The organism is Caballeronia sp. LZ035 (genome assembly GCF_031451175.1).
Lineage (GTDB): Bacteria > Pseudomonadota > Gammaproteobacteria > Burkholderiales > Burkholderiaceae > Caballeronia.
In genome coordinates this window covers 1,192,749-1,214,467 of sequence record NZ_JARUXS010000003.1, presented here as the reverse complement: position 1 = coordinate 1,214,467, position 21,719 = coordinate 1,192,749, and the positions used below count along the sequence as shown (strand labels likewise).

The 21,719-nt window shown below is 63.3% G+C and carries 20 protein-coding genes; 10 read left to right on the top strand and 10 right to left on the bottom strand.

Features of this window, described 5'->3' with window-relative positions; all coding sequences use genetic code 11:
• The first annotated feature begins 28 nt into the window (after nucleotides 1–28).
• Together QCE88_RS28195 and QCE88_RS28190 are read left to right on the top strand one after the other, a co-directional pair.
• The gene (locus tag QCE88_RS28195; RefSeq protein WP_309908167.1) at nucleotides 29–3,790 is read left to right on the top strand and encodes an RHS repeat-associated core domain-containing protein; all 3,762 of its coding nucleotides are present in this window, start codon (nucleotides 29–31) and stop codon (nucleotides 3,788–3,790) included.
• On the top strand, nucleotides 3,787–4,008 hold the full coding sequence (locus QCE88_RS28190) for a CPCC family cysteine-rich protein (RefSeq protein ID WP_309908166.1): 222 nt from the start codon (nucleotides 3,787–3,789) through the stop codon (nucleotides 4,006–4,008). Before QCE88_RS28195 ends, QCE88_RS28190 begins: the two co-directional genes overlap by 4 nt.
• Before the next feature lie 483 nt (nucleotides 4,009–4,491).
• On the opposite strand, the gene QCE88_RS28185 is transcribed toward QCE88_RS28190, so the two are convergent.
• A complete protein-coding gene (locus QCE88_RS28185; protein ID WP_309908165.1) occupies nucleotides 4,492–4,815 on the bottom strand; it encodes a MoaF-related domain-containing protein in 324 nt (107 codons plus the stop codon).
• Between the two features lie 44 nt (nucleotides 4,816–4,859).
• On the opposite strand from QCE88_RS28185, the gene QCE88_RS28180 reads away from it, so the two are divergent.
• Together QCE88_RS28180 and QCE88_RS28175 are read left to right on the top strand one after the other, a co-directional pair.
• A complete protein-coding gene (locus QCE88_RS28180) occupies nucleotides 4,860–5,279 on the top strand; it encodes a DUF4148 domain-containing protein (protein WP_309908164.1) in 420 nt (139 codons plus the stop codon).
• Between the two features lie 44 nt (nucleotides 5,280–5,323).
• The gene (locus tag QCE88_RS28175; protein ID WP_309908163.1) at nucleotides 5,324–5,677 is read left to right on the top strand and encodes a BON domain-containing protein; all 354 of its coding nucleotides are present in this window, start codon (nucleotides 5,324–5,326) and stop codon (nucleotides 5,675–5,677) included.
• A 47-nt stretch (nucleotides 5,678–5,724) separates the two neighbouring features.
• On the opposite strand, the gene QCE88_RS28170 is transcribed toward QCE88_RS28175, so the two are convergent.
• Nucleotides 5,725–6,567 carry an SDR family NAD(P)-dependent oxidoreductase gene (locus QCE88_RS28170; protein WP_309908162.1) on the bottom strand — a complete coding sequence of 281 codons (843 nt, stop codon included), beginning with the start codon at nucleotides 6,565–6,567 and terminating at the stop codon, nucleotides 5,725–5,727.
• Nucleotides 6,568–6,813: 246 nt separating this feature from the next.
• On the opposite strand from QCE88_RS28170, the gene QCE88_RS28165 reads away from it, so the two are divergent.
• Nucleotides 6,814–8,610 carry an FAD-dependent oxidoreductase gene (locus QCE88_RS28165; RefSeq protein ID WP_309908161.1) on the top strand — a complete coding sequence of 599 codons (1,797 nt, stop codon included), beginning with the start codon at nucleotides 6,814–6,816 and terminating at the stop codon, nucleotides 8,608–8,610.
• Between the two features lie 51 nt (nucleotides 8,611–8,661).
• The gene (locus QCE88_RS28160; RefSeq protein ID WP_309908160.1) at nucleotides 8,662–8,970 is read left to right on the top strand and encodes a putative quinol monooxygenase; all 309 of its coding nucleotides are present in this window, start codon (nucleotides 8,662–8,664) and stop codon (nucleotides 8,968–8,970) included.
• A gap of 27 nt (nucleotides 8,971–8,997) precedes the next feature.
• Here the strand turns inward: QCE88_RS28160 and QCE88_RS28155 are convergent, their stop codons facing one another.
• The 4 genes from QCE88_RS28155 to fdnG are packed head-to-tail and all read right to left on the bottom strand — an operon-like array spanning nucleotide 8,998 to nucleotide 14,222.
• Nucleotides 8,998–9,513, bottom strand: a complete 516-nt coding sequence (locus QCE88_RS28155) for a thioredoxin domain-containing protein (protein WP_309908159.1) — start codon at nucleotides 9,511–9,513, stop codon at nucleotides 8,998–9,000.
• A 49-nt stretch (nucleotides 9,514–9,562) separates the two neighbouring features.
• Nucleotides 9,563–10,228, bottom strand: coding sequence for a formate dehydrogenase subunit gamma (locus QCE88_RS28150; RefSeq protein WP_309908158.1), 666 nt, complete (start codon nucleotides 10,226–10,228; stop codon nucleotides 9,563–9,565).
• On the bottom strand, nucleotides 10,215–11,144 hold the full coding sequence (gene fdxH / locus QCE88_RS28145; RefSeq protein ID WP_309908157.1) for a formate dehydrogenase subunit beta: 930 nt from the start codon (nucleotides 11,142–11,144) through the stop codon (nucleotides 10,215–10,217). The genes QCE88_RS28150 and fdxH overlap by 14 nt, the downstream gene beginning before the upstream one ends.
• 9 nt (nucleotides 11,145–11,153) lie before the next feature.
• A complete protein-coding gene (gene fdnG, locus QCE88_RS28140; RefSeq protein ID WP_309908156.1) occupies nucleotides 11,154–14,222 on the bottom strand; it encodes a formate dehydrogenase-N subunit alpha in 3,069 nt (1,022 codons plus the stop codon).
• A 330-nt stretch (nucleotides 14,223–14,552) separates the two neighbouring features.
• Between fdnG and QCE88_RS28135 the strand changes: the two genes are divergently transcribed.
• Nucleotides 14,553–15,551, top strand: a complete 999-nt coding sequence (locus QCE88_RS28135; RefSeq protein ID WP_309908155.1) for an AraC family transcriptional regulator — start codon at nucleotides 14,553–14,555, stop codon at nucleotides 15,549–15,551.
• A 132-nt stretch (nucleotides 15,552–15,683) separates the two neighbouring features.
• Here QCE88_RS28135 and QCE88_RS28130 read toward each other — a convergent pair whose 3' ends face one another.
• The 4 genes from QCE88_RS28130 to QCE88_RS28115 form a co-directional block, all read right to left on the bottom strand.
• On the bottom strand, nucleotides 15,684–15,827 hold the full coding sequence (locus QCE88_RS28130; RefSeq protein ID WP_309908154.1) for a hypothetical protein: 144 nt from the start codon (nucleotides 15,825–15,827) through the stop codon (nucleotides 15,684–15,686).
• 11 nt (nucleotides 15,828–15,838) lie between these two features.
• Entirely contained in the window at nucleotides 15,839–16,837 is a 999-nt protein-coding gene (gene cydB / locus QCE88_RS28125) for a cytochrome d ubiquinol oxidase subunit II (protein WP_309908153.1), read from the bottom strand.
• Nucleotides 16,838–16,859: 22 nt separating this feature from the next.
• Entirely contained in the window at nucleotides 16,860–18,266 is a 1,407-nt protein-coding gene (locus QCE88_RS28120) for a cytochrome ubiquinol oxidase subunit I (protein WP_309908152.1), read from the bottom strand.
• Nucleotides 18,267–18,763: 497 nt separating this feature from the next.
• Nucleotides 18,764–19,135 carry a response regulator gene (locus tag QCE88_RS28115; protein ID WP_309908151.1) on the bottom strand — a complete coding sequence of 124 codons (372 nt, stop codon included), beginning with the start codon at nucleotides 19,133–19,135 and terminating at the stop codon, nucleotides 18,764–18,766.
• A 362-nt stretch (nucleotides 19,136–19,497) separates the two neighbouring features.
• Here QCE88_RS28115 and QCE88_RS28110 point away from each other — a divergent pair, with 362 nt between their 5' ends.
• From QCE88_RS28110 to QCE88_RS28100, 3 genes are all read left to right on the top strand, one after another.
• Nucleotides 19,498–20,175 (top strand): response regulator, encoded by a 678-nt coding sequence (locus QCE88_RS28110; RefSeq protein WP_309908150.1) that lies wholly within the window; start codon nucleotides 19,498–19,500, stop codon nucleotides 20,173–20,175.
• Between the two features lie 186 nt (nucleotides 20,176–20,361).
• The gene (locus QCE88_RS28105) at nucleotides 20,362–20,898 is read left to right on the top strand and encodes a DUF3331 domain-containing protein (protein WP_309908149.1); all 537 of its coding nucleotides are present in this window, start codon (nucleotides 20,362–20,364) and stop codon (nucleotides 20,896–20,898) included.
• A 129-nt stretch (nucleotides 20,899–21,027) separates the two neighbouring features.
• On the top strand, nucleotides 21,028–21,708 hold the full coding sequence (locus tag QCE88_RS28100; protein WP_309908148.1) for a response regulator: 681 nt from the start codon (nucleotides 21,028–21,030) through the stop codon (nucleotides 21,706–21,708).
• The last annotated feature ends 11 nt before the right edge of the window (nucleotides 21,709–21,719 follow it).

The following is a 21,719-nucleotide window of genomic DNA, read 5'->3' as shown; positions in this document are numbered from 1 at the left end:
AGGCAATGGCGAAGCCGTCCTCGGCAGCATGACGGTGCAGGCCAATGGCGATCCGATGGCCTATGCGGTGCTGCCCGCGTTGACGTGCTGGTTCACGGGAATGCTTTCGCTATCGCACAACAGCAAGCACACGCGGCGCGGAAGCACGTCGCTGCCGACTTCGGTCATGCTGCCGATTCCAGCATCTCGCCCGGTGCTGGTGGGCGGGCCGCCCGTGCCCAGCATCGCGGCGCTGGCGGGTCGGGCGATGCGCGGGGCCTTTTCGTACGGTATGTCCAGACCGTCGCGCGGCTGCACCGTGTCCAGGGCGATTCAGGATCGCGTGGGCGATGGACGGTGGGGCAACTTCGTCAGACTGGTCGCCAGATGGGCCTTCGGCGAACCGGTGAACGGCATTACAGGTGAGGTCGTGGTGCAGCAACACGATTTCATCGTGCCGGGACGCTTGCCGCTCGTGTGGGATCGTCGTTACGCAAGTCACGACGTTCGCCTGGGTGCCGTGGGCTACGGCTGGCAATCGCCTGCTGATATTCGCATCGAACTCTTCGAGCACGATGATGAAATCGGCAGCATTGTCTATTTCCCCGACAAGTGGGTGTGCTTCGACCAGATGCCCGCCGATGAAGGTTGGGCGGCGCGCATCATCGAAGGCGTCGGTGGTCATGCGCTTTATCTCGACGGCGCGCATTCGATCGTGCGGAGTCGGGAAGGCATCGAATACCGCTTCACACTGCTCGAGCGATGGCGCGAGCAGGCGCTCGTCGCCAGTCCGCAGCAGCCGCTTCGATCATGGCTCGAGCAGTTCAACGATCTGAACGGCAATGCGTGGCGTATCGAGTTGCCGAGCGAAGGCGCATTGCGATTCATCGAATGGTCAGGCGATGCGGCTACGGGTCGCATCGTGCACTGTGCGGCGGGCGATGTGAGTGGCTGCATCGGTAGGGTGACATTGCACAATGCGCAAGGCCAATGCTGGCCGCTGGTGCGCTATGAGCAGAACGCGCGCAGCGATCTGATTGCGGTCCACGATGCGCTCGACAACCCGTACCGCTTCGAATATGCCGGCGAACACGTCATGGTGCGGCATACCGATCGCAACGGCTTGTCGTTTTACTACTCGCATCAATGGCATGAGGACGGCCTGTGGCGAGTCGATCACGCATGGGGCGATGATGGTCTCTATGACTATCGCTTTGAATACGATCTGACCTATCGCGAGACGCGCATTACGGATTCGCTCGGTGGTCTCTCGCGTCTGCAATGCGACCAGCGCGGGCTTCCGATCATGCTGATCGATCAGTTGGGCAGCATGTCGAGTTATCGCTATGACGGGTTGGGACGCACCGTTGAAGCAGTGGACCCTGCCGGGAACAGAACCACATGGGAATACGATCTGTGCGGCAATCTGCTGACTCACACGCTGCCGGATCGTAGCGCGACGCGCACCGCGTATGACGATAATCTGCGGCCTATCGCCATTACTGACCCGGAAGGCGGGCAGTGGAAACAGACGTGGGACACGCGCGGGAATCTCGTTGAGCAAACCACGCCATCGGGCCTTGTCACCGCGTTCGGATACGACAATCGCGGCCAACTCGTGCAGGTACGCGATGCCGCGCAACAACTCACGACGCTTGCCTATGACCCGCTGGGCTATCTGGCGGGTCTGACCGATCCGCTCGGACGCACCACGCGCCTGAAGCACGATGCGCGCGGCAAGCTGATTGAACGAAGTGCACCGGGAGAGGAAGCGGCCACCTATAGATGGGACATCAAGGGGCGGCTCACGACCTGCACGCTGCCAGGTTTGCGCTACGTGTCTTGCGCATACGACGCCGAGGACAACCTCACGCAGTACACCGATGAAGCAGGCCATATCACCCGCTTCAGCTTTTACGGGCAAGGCCAGCTAGCGAGCCGAACCGACGCCAATGGCAGCGTCACGCGCTATCACTACAACACGGAAGAACAACTGGTTGGCGTGACCAATGCGCGGGGGGGAACGTGGCATCTGTTGCGCGATGCGGCGGGACGGTTGGTTGAAGAAGTCGGCTACGACAAGCGTTCGCGCCGCTACGCCTATGATCCGGCGGGGCATCTGACGCAGAGCATCGATCCGCTGGGTAACGCGCTGGCGGTGACGTGCGATCCGTTGGGGCGCATCACGCGACGCGCGGTCGAAGGCAGCGATCAAAGCGAAGTGTTCGCGTATGACAGGCGCGGCCAGTTGACAAAGGCACAGAACGCACACGCAACGGTCACGCGCACCTACGACGCCGATGGACGGCTGACAACAGAGCTACAACAGCACGCCGATGCGACCGGCACGCTCGCGTACGCATACGACCTGGCGGGGCGTCTGATTGAGCAAACCCGCACGCTGCAAACGTCTGATTCCGTGTTCGAGCAGACGCTCGCGTACACGTATGACGCGCTGGGTGCGCCGCAGTCGATCCAGATCGACGACAACGCGCCGATCCGCTTCACCCGCGATGTTGCGGGGCGGCTGGCCGGTACGCGGTTCACTGAAACTCTTGAACACGCGTATGAGTACGACAGAGCCGGACGCCTGACCCGCCATGCAAGCCGGCGCGCAGGCCTGAACGACGCCGAAACCCACTTCCGCTACGACATCAGCGGGAATCTGATCGAACGCCGCGACAGCCGTTCAGGCAGCGATCAATTTCGCTACGACCCACTCGGGCGCATCATCGCGCATACCGATCCGACTGGAAGGCTCAAGTATTTCGCCTACGACGCCCACGGCGACCGCTTCAAGGTTGTACGCGACGACGAACGCGGCCGAGAACTGGATCACACCGATGGCGCGCGCTGGCTACTGGACGCGGCGGGCCAGTTGGTAATCCGTCAGGGCGGCGGACATGGCGTACAGCGCTTCGAGTGGGATGCGTTCGGGAGGCTGGCGGGCTTCGAGAGCACGCGCAACGAGCGCTGGGCGTATCGCTATGACGCTTTGGGGCGACGAATCGGCAAGCAGGCGACTGAAGCGTGGCACGGGAGGCATAGCCAGCAGGGCGCGCAAACGTGGTTCCTGTGGGACGGCGATGCGATGGCGGGCGAGATACGGCGCGCTACGGACAAGCCCGACTCAGCGCGATTCTATGCGTATCACCTGGGCAGCTTCGAACCGCTGGCGATGCAGACGGACAAAAATAAATCGAAGAAGCTGTACTTCTATCAAACCGACCCGAACGGCGCTCCAGTACGCTTGCGCGATGCGAACGGCGAGATCGTATGGGAAGTACACTACGGCGTGACCGGCAGTGCCGACCACATCGGGACGCATCGCATCGAGCAACCGATTCGCTTGCAAGGTCAATACGAGGACGATGAAAGTGGGCTGAGATACAACCGATATAGATACTTTGATCCCGACACAGGCTTCTTTGTATGCCAAGACCCCATTGGACTCAAAGGCGGTATCAATCCTTATCAATACGCGCCCAATCCGAACACATGGATCGATCCTTGGGGGTTGAGTTGCTGGAGTTCTACCAAGAAAAAGTCACCTGCCGAGAATGCGTTTGGCCACTGGCAGAAACATCGAGCTGAGTTTCCCGAATTGCAGAACGCGAAGCAATATTTAGAGGCGGCCCATGAATTAATTCAGAATCCTCCCGCAGGAACTCTAATGAAGATGCGGATCGGCACCGGAGATCGGCTCTTTTATAATCCATCCGACAACACATTCGTTTCCAGTTTGGCCGATGGAACCCCTAAAACCATGTTCCGTCCGGCTGGTGGAATAAATTACTGGAATAACCAATGACTGCAGATGACCTGAAACCGTGCCCTTGCTGCCAATCATTGGAGATTGGCGAGAGTGGCGATTACGAGATATGCGATATCTGTGGATGGGAGGATGATCCTGTCCAGTCAGCTGATCCAGACTATAAAGGAGGAGCAAACGAGATGAGTTTGAATCAGGCCAGGACGGCGTGGTTGGCAAGGAAGTCGAATTCGGCAGGCGAAACTGGGTTGCCATGATTCGAGTGTAGATATATGGCTGCGAATGTTACGGCTTCTATCAACAGACGCCTAGTCTCGCCGGCTGGATTGACCCACTGGGACTGTCATACTCGGAAGTCGTAAGTTATCTGATCAACTAGGAATAAAATGCCCGTGATTAGAGTTGAGAGCATCCAATCCCAACAACTAAGGCTTCTTATAGATAAGACGCAAGCCATATCACCCGCATTAGCTTCTCCGGGCAAGGCCGCGTTGACAAGCCGTACCGATGCCGACGGGCGCGTCACGCGCTTTCGCCACACCACGGAAGAACAACTAGCAAGCACTGAGCGAATTCGTCATGGTGACGCGCGAGTGCGCCGCGAAGCTCAAGCAAGTAGCGAAAATGGCGCTGTACGCGACTCCGATCAAACCTTCTGCGACCACCGGCGCCGCGTAGCGCGTGAATGACGGCACCTGGAGTCCATTGCCTGAACGTTAAACGCGAAGCCCATACCATCCCTACCGTTCCCTCAAGCTCCCCTCGAACCGAACCAACTCGTTCTTCGGCGTCGTGAAGTAAGACAGCGAAACGCCTTTCCCGAAGTCGTCGACATGAACGACGGTCGACCGATCAACTTCCTGCCAGACGATCGCGAAGACCTGGCTCGCCACTTCCTTCCACGCGTATTCCACTTCACCATGCGCGCCGCTCAATGCGCCTTCGGTGATCTCGTAGCGCATGTGCGTGCCGTCGCTCGCATAGGCGTTGATGGCTGTCAGTCCCTGATAGCGGACTTCGAAGGTCTTGCCTGCAAACGGCGCGATGCGGTTTTCCATGCTCATCTCCTGCTTGCCCGGAAAGCTCACGCTAACGGCGAGCGGCGCCGATGTCTTGCCGGAGCGAACGAGCGCTTGCCGAACGCATTCATCAGAACATCCCGCTTCCCCAATACCCCGATGCGCGTTGTGCAAACCCACGGCGACGCGCGGGCCTTGCGCCTTGCCCGTATCGTTTTCTCCGTGGCCGCACGGAGGCGAACATGAGGTTCCGGCAACTGAAGCAACTGACGCAACTGACGTTTGTCTTTCTAATGACTATGCTGATGACATCCGCTGTGAGCGCGCAATCGCCGGATCAGCCGATGACGCGCGCGCAGGCCCGTGAGGAACTCGAGGAACTGGCTGCGGTGGGCTACCATCCGGCGCAGGCATCGAGTCACCGGTTCCCTTACGACATCGAGGACGCACAGGCGCGTGTCGTGGAGAAGCGGCGTCAGGAAGCCGCGCGCCTTAGTGGAAAACGCTGATCCAGCGCTGGACCGGCGTGGCGCTCAACCTGAAGGAGATTGGCATGAGAGTCAGAACCGTATCGATGATGCTCGCCTGCGCCTGCCTGATGGCGCCGCCGGCACTCATGGCGCAGACGACGGATGCACCCGCGAATCAGGGCGCCACGAGCGCCAATACGACGAATCAGAAGAGCGCCGACCGCGCGCTGGCAAAGGCGGTCCGGCGCGCGCTGCAGAAGACACCCGGGTTCGACGTCTCCGGCGTGTTCGTCCGCGCGCGGGGCGGAGCGGTGACGCTGTCGGGTTCGGTCAGGAGCGGCGACCAGATCCAGGTAGCGGGCGACGTCGCGCGTTCGGTGAAGGGCGTGACCTCCGTGAACAACAAGCTCGGCCTGTTTCACGGCGGCAACGGTTGAGCTGAAGCGGCACGGCGAGGGCATGAGCGCCTCGCCGCTGCGTCTGGCTAGACAGGAAGGTCCGCCGACGCATCCGGATAGCGCGGATACCAGCCATTCTTCGCGCCGAGCGTGCGCACGTCGAACTCGATGTCGCCTTCATAGCGCGGCGCATATTTCGTGAAGGCCGCTTCGACCTCGCGCCAGCGTGCGCTGATGCGCACGAAGTTGTACGCATGGGACATGATGTAGAACTCCCCGGCCTTGATCTGCTTCATGACGATGGCGGCGTACTTGTCCGTGTCCATGCCTTCCTGCGTTTCCTTCGCAAGCTCGGAGCGGACCAGTCCCGGGCAGATGAGCGCGACATCCATGAAATCGGGCGCCTCTTCGCGCAGCGCCACCGTTACGGCGAGCACGGCGTGCTTGCTCGCGACATACCCGGCGCCTTCGGGAATCGCATTGAAGAACGCGTTCTCCGACCCTACGTTATAGATGGCGCACGGCGTCTTCTGCGCGATGAAACGCTTGCCGAACACCGAGACCCCGTGCAGTACGCCGAACAGGTTCACCGCGAGCACGCTCTGCACGTCTTCGGGCCGCGCGTCGATCACGCTCGACGGCACGGGTCCGACACCGGCATTGTTGACGATCACGTCCACGTGCTTGAACTTGCCCCATGCGAAGTCGGCGAGCGCTTCCACCTGATTGCGGTCCGTCACGTCGCATTCGAAGATCTCGACGCGCGAGGCGTGACCCGCGAGTTCCTTCGCCGCGTGTTCGAGGCGTGCCGGGTTCATCCCGGCGATCAGCAATTGCGCCCCTTGCTGGCCGAACTGCCTGGCCAGCGCGAAGCCGATGCCCGTTGCGCCACCCGTGATGACGACGACCTTGCCGTTGAAATCCTGCATGACATTCGCTCTCCATGCGTTGTGTGGACCGGATGCGGCGCCGCTCGGGTGCCGCGCTTTACACCGCTCCGACGTTATGCGAATGCCGTCGCACGTGCCGCTTTCAGTTGGCCTGCGCAAACCGTGCGAAGCAGCAAGAACCCAGCCACGCTATCGCATGGACTTGTCGACATCGCACGGAGGCCCGCATGGCGAACGCGCGTGGATTAGATTCGTGAGGTCCAACGGCTTTCCCACGAGGCATCGATGAGCGGCGACAGTGACTCCGGCAACACGCGCCCCACGCCGGCGGCGACGCTGGCGTGGGAGATCGAATCTCCTCTGGAAGAGGATCTGCAAACGGACGAGTCGGGCATCACGGATCTGCAGTCCGCCGCCCGCGCTGACGCGGACGGCGCGTATTCGCCGCTGTCCAGCCGCGTCGAGCAGATGTTCCCGGTGCTCTCCGCACGCGAGATAGACCGCATTCGTGGCTTCGGCGAGACGCTCAGCTGGAGCTCAGGCGCGACCATGTTCACGATGGGCCGACCCAGTCCCGGTCTCGTCATCATGCTCAGCGGACGCGTGCGCGTGATCCGCCGCGATGCCGTGGGCCGCGTGCACCGCATCTTCGAGTATCGGACCGGGCAGTTCATGGGCGAGATCGCGCAACTGTTCGGGCATCCCTGTCTCGGCGATGGCGTGGTGGTCGAGGACACGGTGGCGATCGTCGTGCAGAGCGTCGACCTGCGGCGGCTGCTGGTCATGGAAGCGGAGGTCGGCGAGAAGGTGATGCGTGCGCTGATCCTGCGGCGCGCGGGCTTGATCGAGCGGGGCAGCGGTCCGGTGTTGATCGGCAATTCGACCGATCCCCGCGTCCTCTCGCTTCAGGACCTGCTGAGGCGCAACTCGTATCCCTACTCGCTGATCGATGCACAGGACGATCCCGAAACGCTCTCCTTGCTCGAACGCGTCTCCGCGACGCCCGCCGATTTCCCGATCATGGTCTGTCCCGATGGCACCGTGCTGCGCGCGCCGGATGAAAACGAAGTGGCGTCGCGCCTCGGCTGGCTGCCGAGCTTCGATCCGCGGCATACCTACGACATGGCGATCGTCGGCGCCGGGCCGGCCGGACTCGCGGCAGCGGTCTATGCCGCGTCCGAAGGGCTCTCGGTGGTGATCTTCGACAGCTGGGGCCCTGGCGGCCAGGCCGGCACGAGCGCACGCATCGAAAACTATCTGGGCTTTCCCGCCGGCATCTCGGGACAGGCGCTGACGGGAAGAGCCTTCGTGCAGGCGCAGAAGTTCGGCGTTCACATTTCCATTCCCACGCGCATCAGACTGCTGCGTTGCGAATGTTCACCGCTCGAAGTCGAACTGGAAGACGGCCGCCGGGTGGCCGCGCATACGGTCGTGATTGCATCGGGCGCGGCTTATTTGAAGCCCGATATCGACGGACTGGACAAGCTGACCGGCCGGGGCGTGTTCTTCGGCACGTCTCCCGTCGAAGCCAAGCTATGCAGGGGACTGGATGTGGTCGTGGTGGGCGGCGGCAATTCGGCGGGACAGGGCGTGGTGTATCTGGCGTCGCGGGCCCAGCGGGTGCATCTGCTGATTCGCGGGCATGGTTTGCAGGAGCATATGTCGCAATATCTGATCGATCGCATCGCGCGGCTCTCGAACGTGACCTTGTACACGGACACCGAGATTGAGTCGCTGTCCAGCGACACCGCCGGACTCACGGGCGTCAACACGCGCGGACCGCTGGGTGAGCGCAGCTTCGAGGTCCGGCATCTGTTCCTGTTCACCGGCGCCGAACCCAATACGCGCTGGCTCAGGGATTGCAGCGTCGATACCGACCACAAGGGCTTCGTGCTGACCGGCAATGCGGCGCGCAGCGGTCTCGAGCAGCAGCCGCGTCCGTTCGAAACCAGCGTGGACGGCGTGTTCGCCATCGGCGATGCGCGCTTCGGTTCGATCAAGCGAGTATCGGCGGCCGTGGGAGAGGGCGCGTCCGTCGTCGCGCAGGTTCATGAATTCCTGGCCGCGCATCAGGTACATTGAGCGAAATAGTCATGCGCCCACGCGCGCTCACCTTGCGAAGGAGAACCACCCGTGACCTCGAATGTGAAAGTCGTCGCCATCCTGAAAGCGAAGCCGGGGCGAGAGGAAGAACTCGGCACGCTGTTGCGCGGCATGGCTGGGCCGTCACGCGCGGAAGCCGGCAATCTGCGCTATGACCTCTGGCAGGACGTCGACAACGCCGGCCAGTTCGTGCTCGACGAACTCTATCTGAGCCACGATGCCATCGCCTCGCACCGAAGCACGGCGCATTTCCAGCACTATCTGTCGCGTATCGGCGAACTCGCGGAGCGCACGGCCGTGGTCGTCAAGGCCGTCGATGTCTTTCCGGGCGACGCCTGATTCACAGGCGTCGCACTCTCAGCACGCTCAGACGCGTTGCATGGCGGCGAGCAGGCTCTCGATGTCATGCGCGCCGTCGTATCGGACCTCGTTGATGAACAAGGTCGGCGTGCCCTGCACGTCGCTGCGCACGCCGCTCGTGTAGTCGCGCTGGATCCGCGCATCGTGCGCGCCTTCGAAGGCGGCCGCGAGTTCCGGGCCGGGAATCCCGGCCAGCCTTGCATACTTGTCCAGCGCGCCGTCGCTCAGGTCGGCCTGGTTGTCGAACAGGATGTCGTGCGCTTTCCAGAAGCGTTCCACGGTCGCGCCCGCTTCGGCGAAGCGAGCGGCGCGCAGTGCGTGTTCGTGCAGTTCCGTCAGCGGGAAATGCCGGAACACGAAGCGCAGCTTCGCGCCCATGACGCGCTGAATCTCCTTGATGACCTGATGCATCGCGCCGCAATACGGGCACTGGAAGTCGCCGTACTCGACCAGCGTGACGGGCGCGTCGCTTGCTCCTTGCACGTGATCGATTGCGCTGACCGGCAGATAGAGTGTGCTCATGAAGGCTCCTGGGTTATGAGTAACAGGGCTGACCTGAACCGTTGGCATGTCAGTCCGTCGATGGCTTCGCCGCCGCCCGTTCCTTTGCCACCGAGCGGAACCAGCGCGGATGATGCTTGTGCGCCCATCCCGGCGTGACGTAGCCGTGCAGCATTGCGCCGAGCGTGCCGCGTATCCAGATGCCGGCGTAGATATGCACGAGGATGGCGGTAATCAGCACGAACGCGGCGAGCGCATGCGCGAGCGCGGCAAGGCGCAGGACATCGATGGGAAAGTACGCCGAGAAATAGCGCCGCCAGATTACGATGCCGGACGCCAGCAGCAGCATCATGCAAGGCAGCAGCGTCCAGAACAGCATCTTCTGGCCCGCGTTGTAGCGCGAGACTTCCGGCACGCCCTGCTCGCGGTTATTGAGGATATCGACGATATGCAGCAGCCATTTGATATCGTCCCAGTCGATCAGGTTGTGATGCCAGTAGCGCAGCGCCAGGCATGAGAACGCCGAGAACATCACCAGCCCGATGAACGGATGCAGGATGCGCATCCACTGGCCGCCGCCGAACAGCGCGGAGAGCCAGAACATCGCCGGATGAAACAGTGCGAGCCCCGACAGCGCCAGCATCACGAAGCTGATGGCCGTGACCCAGTGTATCGAGCGCTCGTTGGCGTTGTAGCGTTCGATCAGGACTTCCTCGCCGCCTTCAGTGTGATCCATCCTGTTTCTCCTTTTCCTTGAACGCTTCCATCTCGGCACGCGCGGCTTCCTCGTCCTCGGGGTGCACCTTGTTCGGCCCGATCCGGATGTAATGGAAGAAGGTCGCGATGATGGTCAGGAAGAGAATCGCCAGTCCCACCGGTTTGAAGATGCCTTTCCAGATGCCGACCATCGGATTGATGCGCGGCTTGTCGGGCAGGCCGTGATACAGCGACGGCTGATCCGCGTGATGCAGCACGTACATCACGTGCGTGCCGCCGACGGCCGCCGGGTCGTACAGCCCCGCGTGCTCGAAGCCGCGCTGCTTCAGATCGACGATGCGGTCGTTGGCCTGCGCCTTCATGTCCTCCTTGGTGCCGAACATGATGGCGCCGGTCGGACAGGTCTTCGCGCACGCGGGTTCCTGTCCCACGGCGACACGATCGGAACACAGCGTGCACTTGTACATGCGGTGATCGGTCTTCGAGAGACGCGGCACGTTGAACGGACATCCGGCAATGCAATAACCGCAGCCGATGCAGTTCTCCTCGTGAAAGTCGACGATGCCGTTCGTGTACTGCACGATCGCGCCGGGCGAGGGACACGCCTTCAGGCATCCCGGATCCCAGCAATGCATGCAGCCGTCCTTGCGGATCAGCCATTCGAGATCGCCTTTCGGATTCTCGTACTCGGTGAAGCGCATGACGGTCCACGAGTGCTCCGAGAGATCGCGCGGATTGTCATACACGCCGATGTTGTCGCCGATCTCGTCACGCAGGTCGTTCCACTCCATGCAGGCCGTCTGGCACGCCTTGCAGCCGATGCACTTGGACACGTCGATCAGTTTCGCCACCGTGCCGGTGACCGGCCTGCGGTCGCTGGGCGGCACTACGGTGGTGGCGGAAAGACGCTTGATATCGAGCGATTGCAGGGACATGAACGGGCCTCACACTTTTTCGACCTTGACGAGGAACGACTTGAACTCGGGCGTCTGCGTGTTGCCGTCGCCCACGGAAGGCGTGAGCGTGTTCGCGAGATAGCCCGGTTTCGCGAGACCCTTGTAGCCCCAGTGCAGCGGCACGCCCACCGTGTCCACGCGCTTGCCGTCCACCGTCAACGGCTTGATGCGCTTCGTCACCACCGCGATAGCAACGATATGGCCGCGCTTCGACGACACCTTGACCCGGTCGCCCGCCACCACGCCGATCTCGCGCGCCAGTTCCTCGCTGATCTCGACGAACTGCTCCGGCTGCACGATGGCATTGAGCCGCGAATGCTTGGTCCAGAAGTGGAAATGCTCGGTGAGCCGATAAGTGGTCGCGGTGTGCGGAAATTCGGGCGCGCGGCCGAGTTTGCGGCGGTCGGAATCGAACAGGCGCGCCACCGGGTTGCTCGTCACGTCCGGATGATCCGGATGCAGCGGGTTATAGCCGAGCGGTGTTTCGAACGGCTCGTAGTGCTCGGGGAACGGACCTTCGTTCATCTCGTCGCGGGCGAAGAAGCGCGCCACGCCTTCCGGGTTCATGATGAACGGCCCCATGCCGAGCGAGGGCGCTTCGTCCGTCTTGTAGTCCGGCACGTCGGCGCCGCTCCATGCGCGGCCGTCCCAGCGGATCAGTTGGCGGGTCGGATCGAACGGCTTGCCGGCCGTGTCGCAGGAGGCGCGGTTATAGAGAATGCGGCGATTCTCTGGCCACGCCCACGCCCAGCCAAGCGACTGGCCGATGCCGGTCGGATCGTCGTTGTCGCGGCGCGCCATCATGTTGCCCTGCTCGGTCCACGCGCCGCAGAAGATCCAGCAGCCGCTGGCCGTGCTGCCGTCGTCGCGCAGTTGCGAGAAGCTCGACAGCTGCTGGCCGGCCTTGACGGTCTGAACGTGCGGGCGGGACGCATCGGCGAGATCGGTCAGCGCGGAGCCGTTGTACTCCTTCGCCAGTTCTTCCGGCGTCGGGGCTTCCGGGTTCACATAAGGCCAGGTCAGGTTCAGGATCGGGTCGGGATACGCGCCGCCGTCCTGGCGATACATCGCCCGCATGCGCATGAAGATGCTCGACATGATCTCGGCATCGGCCAGCGCCTCGCCGGGCGCGTCCGCGCCTTTCCAGTGCCATTGCAGCACGCGCGACGAACTGACCACCGAGCCGTTCTCTTCCGCGAAGCAGGTCGTCGGCAGGCGGAACACTTCGGTCTGGATCTTCGCGGGATCGGCGTCGTTGAGATCGCCGTGGTTCTTCCAGAACTCCGAGGTCTCGGTGGCGAGCGGGTCCATGATGACGAGCCACTTCAGCTTGCAGAGCCCGTCGAACACTTTCGCCTTGTCCGGCGCGGACGCGATGATATTGAAGCCCTGGCAGACATAGCCGGTCATCTTGCCCTGCGTCAGCAGCTCGACGTTCTGGATCACGTCATAGGTCTTGTCCCACTTCGGCAGGTAGTCGTAGGCCCAGTGGTTCTCGCGGGTGGCGGCGTCGCCGTACCACGACTTCATCATGCTGACGAAGAAGGACGGGTAGTTCTGGTAGAAGTCCAGCTGGTTCGGCCGCATGGGCTTCGGCGTGTGGCGCGCAAGATAGCCCGCATAGTCCTGGTCCTCTTCGCGCGGCAGGACCATGTAGCCCGGCAGCATCTCGCTCAGCAGCCCGAGGTCCGTCAGGCCCTGGATGTTCGAGTGGCCGCGCAGCGCGTTCACGCCGCCTCCCGAGATGCCGATGTTGCCGAGCAGAAGCTGCACCATCGCGCCGGTGCGGATGATCTGCGCGCCCACCGTGTGATGGGTCCAGCCAAGGGCGTACAACAGCGTGCCGGCGCGGCCCGGCACCGCCGTGCTGGCCAGCATGTCGCAGACGTGCAGGAACTTCTCGCGCGGCGTGCCGCAAATCTTCTCGACCATCTCGGGCGTGTATCGCGAGTAATGTTCCTTCATCAGCCGATACACACAGCGCGGATGCGCGAGCGTCGGATCGCTCTTCACATAGCCGTCTGCGCCGAGTTCGTATTCCCAGCTGGTCTTGTCGTACTTGCGCTTCTGCGCGTCGTAGCCGGAATAGAGACCGTCCTTGAACGCGAAGTCCTCCCGCACGATGAAGCTGAAGTCCGTGTAGTTGCGAACGTACTCGTGCTGGATCTGGTCCGTGCTCAACAGGTGGTTGATCACGCCGCCCAGGAATGCGATGTCGGTGCCGGTGCGGATCGGCGCGTAGTAATCCGCCACCGACGCCGTGCGCGTAAAACGCGGATCCACCACGACCAGCTTCGCGCCGCGATGCGCCTTCGCCTCCGTGACCCATTTGAAGCCGCACGGATGCGCTTCGGCCGCGTTGCCGCCCATGACGAGGATGACATCGGCATTGCGGATATCGACCCAGTGATTCGTCATGGAGCCACGTCCGAACGTCGGGGCAAGACCTGCCACCGTGGGGCCGTGTCAGACGCGCGCCTGGTTGTCGAAGGCCAGCATTCCGAGACTGCGCACCACCTTGTGCGTCAGATAGCCCGCCTCGTTGCTGGCCGCCGATGCCGCGAGAAAGCCCGTCGTCACCCAACGGTTCACGGTCTTGCCGTCCGGCGTCTGGTGCTCGAAGTGGGCATCGCGGTCTGCCTTCATGAGCTTCGCGATGCGGTCGAACGCGTCGCTCCAGCTCATCGGCGTCCAGGTGTCGGAACCGGGCGCGCGGTATTCCGGCAGCTTGAGCCGCGCCTCGCTGTGCACGATGTCGAGCAGGCTCGCGCCCTTGGGGCACAGCGTGCCGCGATTGACCGGATGGTCCGGATCGCCCTCGATATGGATGATGCTGCCCTTCGCGTTCTTGGCGTTGTCGCCGAGCGCGTACATCAGGATGCCGCAGCCCACGGAACAGTACGTGCAGGTGTTGCGGACCTCGGTGGTGCGGCTGAGCTTGTACTGTCGGACCTCCGCGAGCGCCGGGTCTGGCGAGAAGCCCATCAGGGCGATGCTCGAGCTCGCCAGACTGGTGGCGGAGAGCTTGAGGAACTGGCGGCGAGTCAGACTATCCATGGACGCATCCTGAATGTGACCGCGATGGGGCTGCGGGGACAATCGGTATGGTTCACCACGGGCGCGTTTGTGTATTGCGGGAATGCACGATCCTTTCCGCCTCGCTGGAACAAGGTGGGCTGCTCCGATCTGTCGCGCGAACCTATACGTTCGTCTAGGGCGTTGGACCGTGTGCGGTCCGCGGTCCATACCGCCGTAGACTACCGACGCCGCACGCGGGGCGATATCGTTGATCCGTAAGCTGGCCCGTTCCGGCGGGACTGGAACAGGCGCGCGGGACTCCCGCTTGCAGCACGGTCGCAAGACCGATTCACGGCCGAGGATAGAACCATGTTCGAATCACTTGAAAGCACACCAGCGCCGTCATGGCCCGCAGTGCCGCGCCGCGGCGTCGGCGAGACCGGCGAGGAACTGCTCGTCGCGAAGGTTCAGGCGGAGCCGCCTGAGCCGTCAAAGGGCGTAGAGGACGACGCCGCGCCGAATGGCTTCGACGTGTTCCGCTGGACCAGCGACGGCGCCCGCACCTGGAGCGCGAAGGTGCCCGCCGACGAGTTGCTGGTCGCGCTCTGCCTGCGGCAATCGCTCGCGACGCTGGCGGCGAACGAGATGCCGTTCCACGACGGCGTGATCGACCGTGGCGCGATGATCGTCGTGCCGCCGGGTTTCGACGTGCGCGGCACCTTCCATACGGCGACCGACTTCATGCACGTGCACGTGCCCTGCGCGACGCTGACCGAATGGCTCGACGCCGGCACCGTACCGGACATGGCCGGGATCTTCGGCAAGGCGCCGCTGCACGTGCGCGATTCGGTGGCGATCAAGCTGACCGGCACGCTGCTGCGCACGGTGCATGGCCGCGCGTCGGCCAGTTCCATGTACGCTGACGGCATCGTGCTGTCCATCCTCGCGCGGCTGCTGGAGATCATCGCGGCGCGTGCGGCGGTGAAGCCGCCACGGGCGTCGTCGGTGTCGCCGCTCGAAGCGTGGCGCGTGAAGATCGCGGTGGATTTCATCGACCAGCGCATCGACCAGAGCCTCACGCTTGCCGAACTGGGCGCGTCGGTCGGGCTGTCGCCGATGCACTTCGCTGCGCGTTTTCGCGCGGCGACCGGCACCTCGCCGCATACCTTCATCCTGCGGCGCAAGATCCAGCATGCGCAGACGCTGCTGGCCACGACCCGCTCGACGGTCGCGGATATCGCCTTCAGCGTCGGCTTCCGGACGCAGGCGCATTTCACGACGGTGTTCCGCCGTCACGTCGACGACACGCCTTACCGGTGGCGCGCCAAGCACGGCGCGCTGCATGCGGCGATGGCGAACGGCGGTTGAATCGCAGTGAAGGGCGTCCGGCGTTGCGCGCCGGGCGCAAGCAGGGCAGGGCCTGAGAGAAGCGGAAAAGACGAGCCCCGTTGCGCCGGAAGAGCGCAACGGGGCTTTCGTTTGATGCGCGCGTCGCTGCGCTCAATGATGCATCGACGCCGCAACGAGAAAGTGGAACGGCAGCGCGAGCAGCATGGTGCCCGCAAAGCCGACGAGCCAGAGGATGACGAACCACATCATGCGCTTGCCGACGGTGGTCTCGGTGTCGTGCGTGGTGTCGGACATGGTGTGCTCCTTCATTCGTAGCTGCTGCCCGGCAGGACCTTGCCGCGGAAGACCCAGTAGCCGGCCGTGGTGTAGGCCATGATGACCGGAATGATGATGACGGCGCCGACGAGCGCAAAAAGCTGGCTGGAGCGCGGCGCGGCGGCGTCCCACAGCGTGACGCTGGCGGGAATCGCATACGGCCAGATGCTGACGAGCAGCCCGATATAGCCGAGCAGGATCAGCACGAGACACATCATGAAGGGCACGCCGTCGGAGCGGCGCTTGACGGCCTGGTACATCAGGAAGGCGGCGAGCGCGACCAGCACGGGAATGGGATACAGCCGATAGCGGAACGAGGAGTCGAACCAGCGCAGCGCAACTTGCGCATTGGTCAACGGCGTCCAGATGCTGACGGCCACGATGAAGCCGAGCAACGCGAGCGTCAATGGCCAGACAAGCGCATGCAGCCGTTCCTGCAATTCGCCGCCGGTACGCATGACCAGATAGGTGGCGCCCTGCAGCGTGTAGGTCACCATGAGGCCCATGCCGGTGAAGAAGCTGAACGGCGTGACCCAGAAGAAGGGATCGCCGGAAAAGACGCCGTTCTTCACTGGAATGCCGTGAAGATAAGAGCCCAGAATCACGCCCTGGAAAAACGCCGCGCCGGCCGAGCCGCAGATGAACGCAAGATTCCAGAGATTCTTCGTGCGGCTGGCCTTGCCGCGCAGCTCGAACGAAACGCCGCGGAAGATCAGGCAGACCAGCATGAAGACAATCGGCAGATAGAGCCCGGACAGCGCGACGGCATAGACCATCGGGAAGGCCGCGAACAACGCGGCGCCGCCGAGCACGAGCCAGGTTTCGTTGCCGTCCCACACGGGCGCGATGCTGTGCATCATGATGTCGCGCTCGCCTTCGTCGGGGAAGAAGGGAAACATCATGCCGACCCCGAGATCGAAGCCGTCGAGCGCGACATACATGAAAAGACCCAGGGCGATGATGGCGGCCCAAATCACGGTGACGTCCATGCGGATGCTCCGGTAGCGGTGATCAGTCGGTTGCGGCGGCGAGCGGCCGGCGGCCGCTGACCTCGACGGAAGCGGCAGGCGCGGGAGCGGACGCGGGCGGCGCAATGCGGTCGGCCGCGCATCCCGGCCCGCTCCGGATCAGCTTGACGATGTAATACACGCCGGTGCCGAACACCAGCACGTACACGACGACGAAGATCAGCAGCGAGACGCCCGCGCTCTGCGCCGTCAGCGGCGAGACGGCGTCGCGCGTGCGCAGCACGCCGTAGACCACCCAGGGCTGGCGTCCCGCTTCGGTGGTGATCCATCCGGCGATCAGCGACACCACGCCCGCCGGCCCCATCAGCACGGTCAGCCACTGGAACCAGCGCGCTTCGAAAAGGGTGCCACGCCGTCGCAGCAGCAGGCCGGCGAACGCGGTGAGGATCATCAGCACGCCGAGACCGGCCATGATGCGGAAGGTCCAGAAGATCAGCGACGAATTCGGCCGGTCCTCTTTCGGGAATTCCTTGAGCCCGCGAATCTCGCCGTCCCAGCTATGCGTGAGGATCAGGCTGCCCAGATGCGGCACCTTGATCGCATAGCGGGTTACTTCCTTGTCCATGTCGGGAAAGCCGATCAGGTTCAGCGAGGTGCCGCCTTTCTCCGTCTCCCACAGCCCTTCGATGGCGGCGATCTTCGCCGGCTGATACTTGCGTGTGTTCAGGCCGTGCTGGTCGCCGACGAAGGCCTGGATCGGCGCGAGGAACAGCAGCAGGCCGAGCGCCATCGAATACATGGTCTTGACTTCCGGGTCGCGGCGGCCGCGCAGCAGATGCCACCCGCCGGTTGCCGCGACCACCAGCGCCGCGACGATGAACGCGGCCATCGTCATGTGCGCGAGCCGGTACGGGAACGACGGATTGAAGATGACGGCGAACCAGTCCACCGGCACCACATGACCATGCTCGATCGTGAAGCCTCGCGGCGTCTGCATCCAGCTGTTCGACGAGAGAATCCAGAAGGTGGAGATGAGCGTGCCGACAGCGACCAGCACGGTGGCCGCGAAGTGCGCCTTCGGGCCGACCTTGTCCCAGCCGAACAGCATCACGCCGAGGAAGCCGGCTTCGAGGAAGAAGGCGGTCATCACTTCGTAGGTAAGGAGCGGTCCGGTGATGGGTCCGGCGAAGCTCGAAAAGCCCGACCAGTTGGTGCCGAACTGATAGGCCATCACGACGCCCGACACGACGCCCATGCCGAAGCCGACGGCGAACACCTTCGACCAGTAGACGCACAGTTCCTTGAAGTGCGGCTTGCCGGTGATCAGATAGCGCGCTTCCAGCACCGCGATGAAGCTCGCGAGCCCGATGCTCAGCGCCGGGAAGATGATGTGCACGGACACCGTGAAGGCGAACTGGAGTCGAGACAGATCGAGCGCGTTGGCATCCATCGTGGAGTCCCTGCTGTGAGGCGCCGGTGAGCGCGGGTTGGCAACAGCACAGTAGCGCGAACGCCGGCGCGGCGAAATCGTACGGCGGTATGTTCCGGGAACCGTGTGACGCACAGCCCCTATACCGTCGTAGGGGGAGACAGCGATGCGCGTGCAGCGCGCTGTAGCCCGTTGATTAATCCGTGCCGCCGCCATGTCCGGCTTAATTTCAGATCGAATTACAATTGCCCGGTTGATTCAATAAAGCGGCGGCAATGAATTGCGCGGATGCCGTATTACGCCGCCACACCGGTTTTCGTTGACTGATAAATGAATGTTCAATCCGATGACATTTCAACCCGTGTCGCGCGAAGAGATTATCGCTTTTCGAACGGGGCGAAAAAGCACGGCTCGAGCAGGTCGAATGTCGAATTAGCGGTTCGTGGAAAAACCTTCCCTGAAAGGCGCGCTTCGAAGCACCCGGGCGAATGACGATTCGCCGAATGGAGAGCGGCGTTTCAGGGCGTGCCCAGCGCCTGCTGCACGTAGTGCAGGATCGTATTCGAATCGACCGGTTTTTCCAGGTAGGCGAGCGCGCCGTTGGCCTGTGCCGTCGCGCTGTCCTGCGCGGTGGGATTGCCGGTGATGAAGACGGTGGGCGGCGCATGGCCCAGCGCCAGCAGCTGCGCGTGCATCTCGATGCCGGACAGGCCAGGCATCGTGACGTCTGAAATCAGGCAGCGCGTTATCGCGACGGCCCCCGAATCGAGGAATGCCTCGGCCGAATCGAAAGAGAGCACCTCCCATCCCATGGATCGAATGAGATTTTCCGTCGCCTTCCGAACCGATTCGTCGTCTTCCACTATGGACACGAGCGCGACAGAACTCACGGGATTCCTCGGCTGAACCCCCTCGGGTTAATGTGCGACAGCCCTTGGGTTGTTTGATTTTGATTTACAGAATAAATCGTCGTTCGGGTCCGGATAACCATACTTAGGTATAAAAGCGGGAGTCTCCCGCAAAGCGCGTCCGGCATGCGCAATCAGACCTGAACCGGGTTGACGTTCCCCGCTACAATGGCGGCGGAGCGCGCGGCGGCAGCGCGCCCTGATGCACGACAGCACTAAAGCACGACAGCACGAATGCACGCACGCTCCGGGCGGCTCGTTTCCAGCCACACACGATTCACGCACGAATCACGCCCGATTCCGCGCCACTTCGCAGATGACCTCACCGCACGAGGGACAGTCGCATGACCACCACGATGACTTCGGCTTCGGGACAGGATGACGGCAGGCTGCCGCCTTCCATCGTCTATATCATCGACGACGACGAGGACGTCCGGCAGTCGCTCGGCAGCCTGCTGCGTTCGGTCGGGCATCACGTGCAGGTGTTCGGCTCGCCGCTCGAATTCGTGGATTTCGCGCGCGAGAACATTCCAAGCTGCCTGATCCTGGACGTCAGGCTGCGCGGCGAAAGCGGCCTCGCGTTCCAGCAGGCCATCGCCAAGATCGCGCCGCACATTCCCATTCTGTTCATCACGGGTTATCCCGATGTCGAAATGTCGGTCAAGGCCATGAAGGCCGGCGCGCTCGACTTCTTCCCCAAGCCGTTCCGCGAACAGGACATGCTCGATGCCGTCACCCAGGCGCTGCAGCGCGATGCGGAGCGGCTGTTGCTCGAATCGTCGACGGCCGCGCTGCGCGGGCGCTTCGAATCGCTGACGCCGCGCGAGCGCGAGGTGCTGGAGTTCGTGCTCGGCGGCCTGCTCAACAAACAGATTGCCGATGAAATGCACGTCAGCGAGATCACCATCAAGCTGCATCGCGGGCAGGTGATGCGCAAGATGGCCGTGCGCTCCGTGGTGGACCTCGTGCGCCAGGCTGAAGTCCTCGGCGTGAAACCGCGCGCGTTGTCGCGCCGCCAGTAAGCGTGCCGCGCCGGCCTCGTCCGTCGCGCATCCCGGCGTTTCCCTAGACCAAGGTATAGGGTCCCCCATTGTTTCCCCTCCGGACGCAGCCCATCGTAGAGTTGGCTCGGCGGTGCGCGTCGCGCTACCTTGAAGTCACCGTGTCGCCGCTCCTCGCGGCCACCCCGTTCCTTCAAGGAGGCGCAGATGCTGTCAGATGCGAAGCTCGTCGATCCCTGGTCGCGCACCATCACGCTACTCTCCATGCCCGCGGACCCGGAGCCGCGTGTCGAAGCGGACTTCGACGCGCCGCGCCGCAAGACCCCCGCCGATGCCGACGCCCAGTGCAGCCTGAGCGTGAGCGTGGTGGACCGTCCGACCGCCTTCACGGTGACGCTCGACTGGCGCGACGCCACGCGCTGCTGTTACCGCGACCAGTTGTGGGTGGCGGCGCGGGCGCGGGTGTCGGGGCGCTGCGCGATGAGCGGCGCGGCCATTGCGCCCGGCGATGAAATCTTCCGTCCGCGTCCGGCGCGTCCGGTGCCGCGCAACGTGGCCGCGATGGTCCTGGCTTCGGCTGTCGAGGCATGCGTGCAGTACGGCTCGTCGCTGAGCGAGGCGTGGGGGAAGCTCGCCATCGAGCGCAATGCGTCGATGCACCGCAACGCGGCGATACCGAAGGCTATCGAGCCGGTCGATGCATACCGGATTGGCGCGCTCGTCTCGCATGCGTCGCCTGCCTGAGCCTGATGACGGCGTGATGACGCCGCGATTCCTCGTAAGGAAAGATGCGGCGCCTGACAGCCGGGCGTCGGATAGCGGGTCGTTTTTTGCAAGGCTATAGTAGAGACGCTGCATGAACAGGACGAAACGGTGGACGACAACCTGCCTGGACTACGCAAGACTGTTGCGCCAACAGTCCTCGTGGTCGATGACGACGAACACGTGCGCGAGTCGCTACGGCAACTGCTGAGTTCCGCGGGACTCAATGCGAGCGTGTTCTCGCGCGGCGAGGCGCTGATCGAGGCCTTGCAGGAAGGGCTGATCGGCGAGGGGCCGGCGTGCATCGTGCTCGATGTGCGCCTGCGCGGGCTGAGCGGCCTCATGGTGCAGCAGGAGTTGTCGCGCCGCGGTATCGCGCATCCGGTGATCTTCATCAGCGGCTATGGCGACATCGTCATGACGGTCAAGGCCATGAAAGCCGGCGCGGTGGATTTCCTCACCAAGCCGCTGCGCGATCAGGATCTGCTCGACGCGGTGGCCGAAGCCGTGCACAAGGATCGCGTGCGGCTGGCCGACGCCACCGCGCTGCAGGACCTGCAGGAACGCTGGCTCGAACTCACGCCGCGCCAGCGGCAGGTCATGAACCGGTGTGCTTCCGGCGTGCCCGCGCGGCAGATCGCCGACGAACTCGGCGTCAGCGAAATCACGGTGCGGGTGTACCGCGGCGAAGGCATGAAGCGGCTCGGCGTGGGCACCCTGGCCGAGTTCCGCAGCAAGGCGCGGTTGCTGGGCATTCCGGTGGGAGAAGCGGCGCGGCCTGCGCAAGAGTAAGCCGTCCGCTT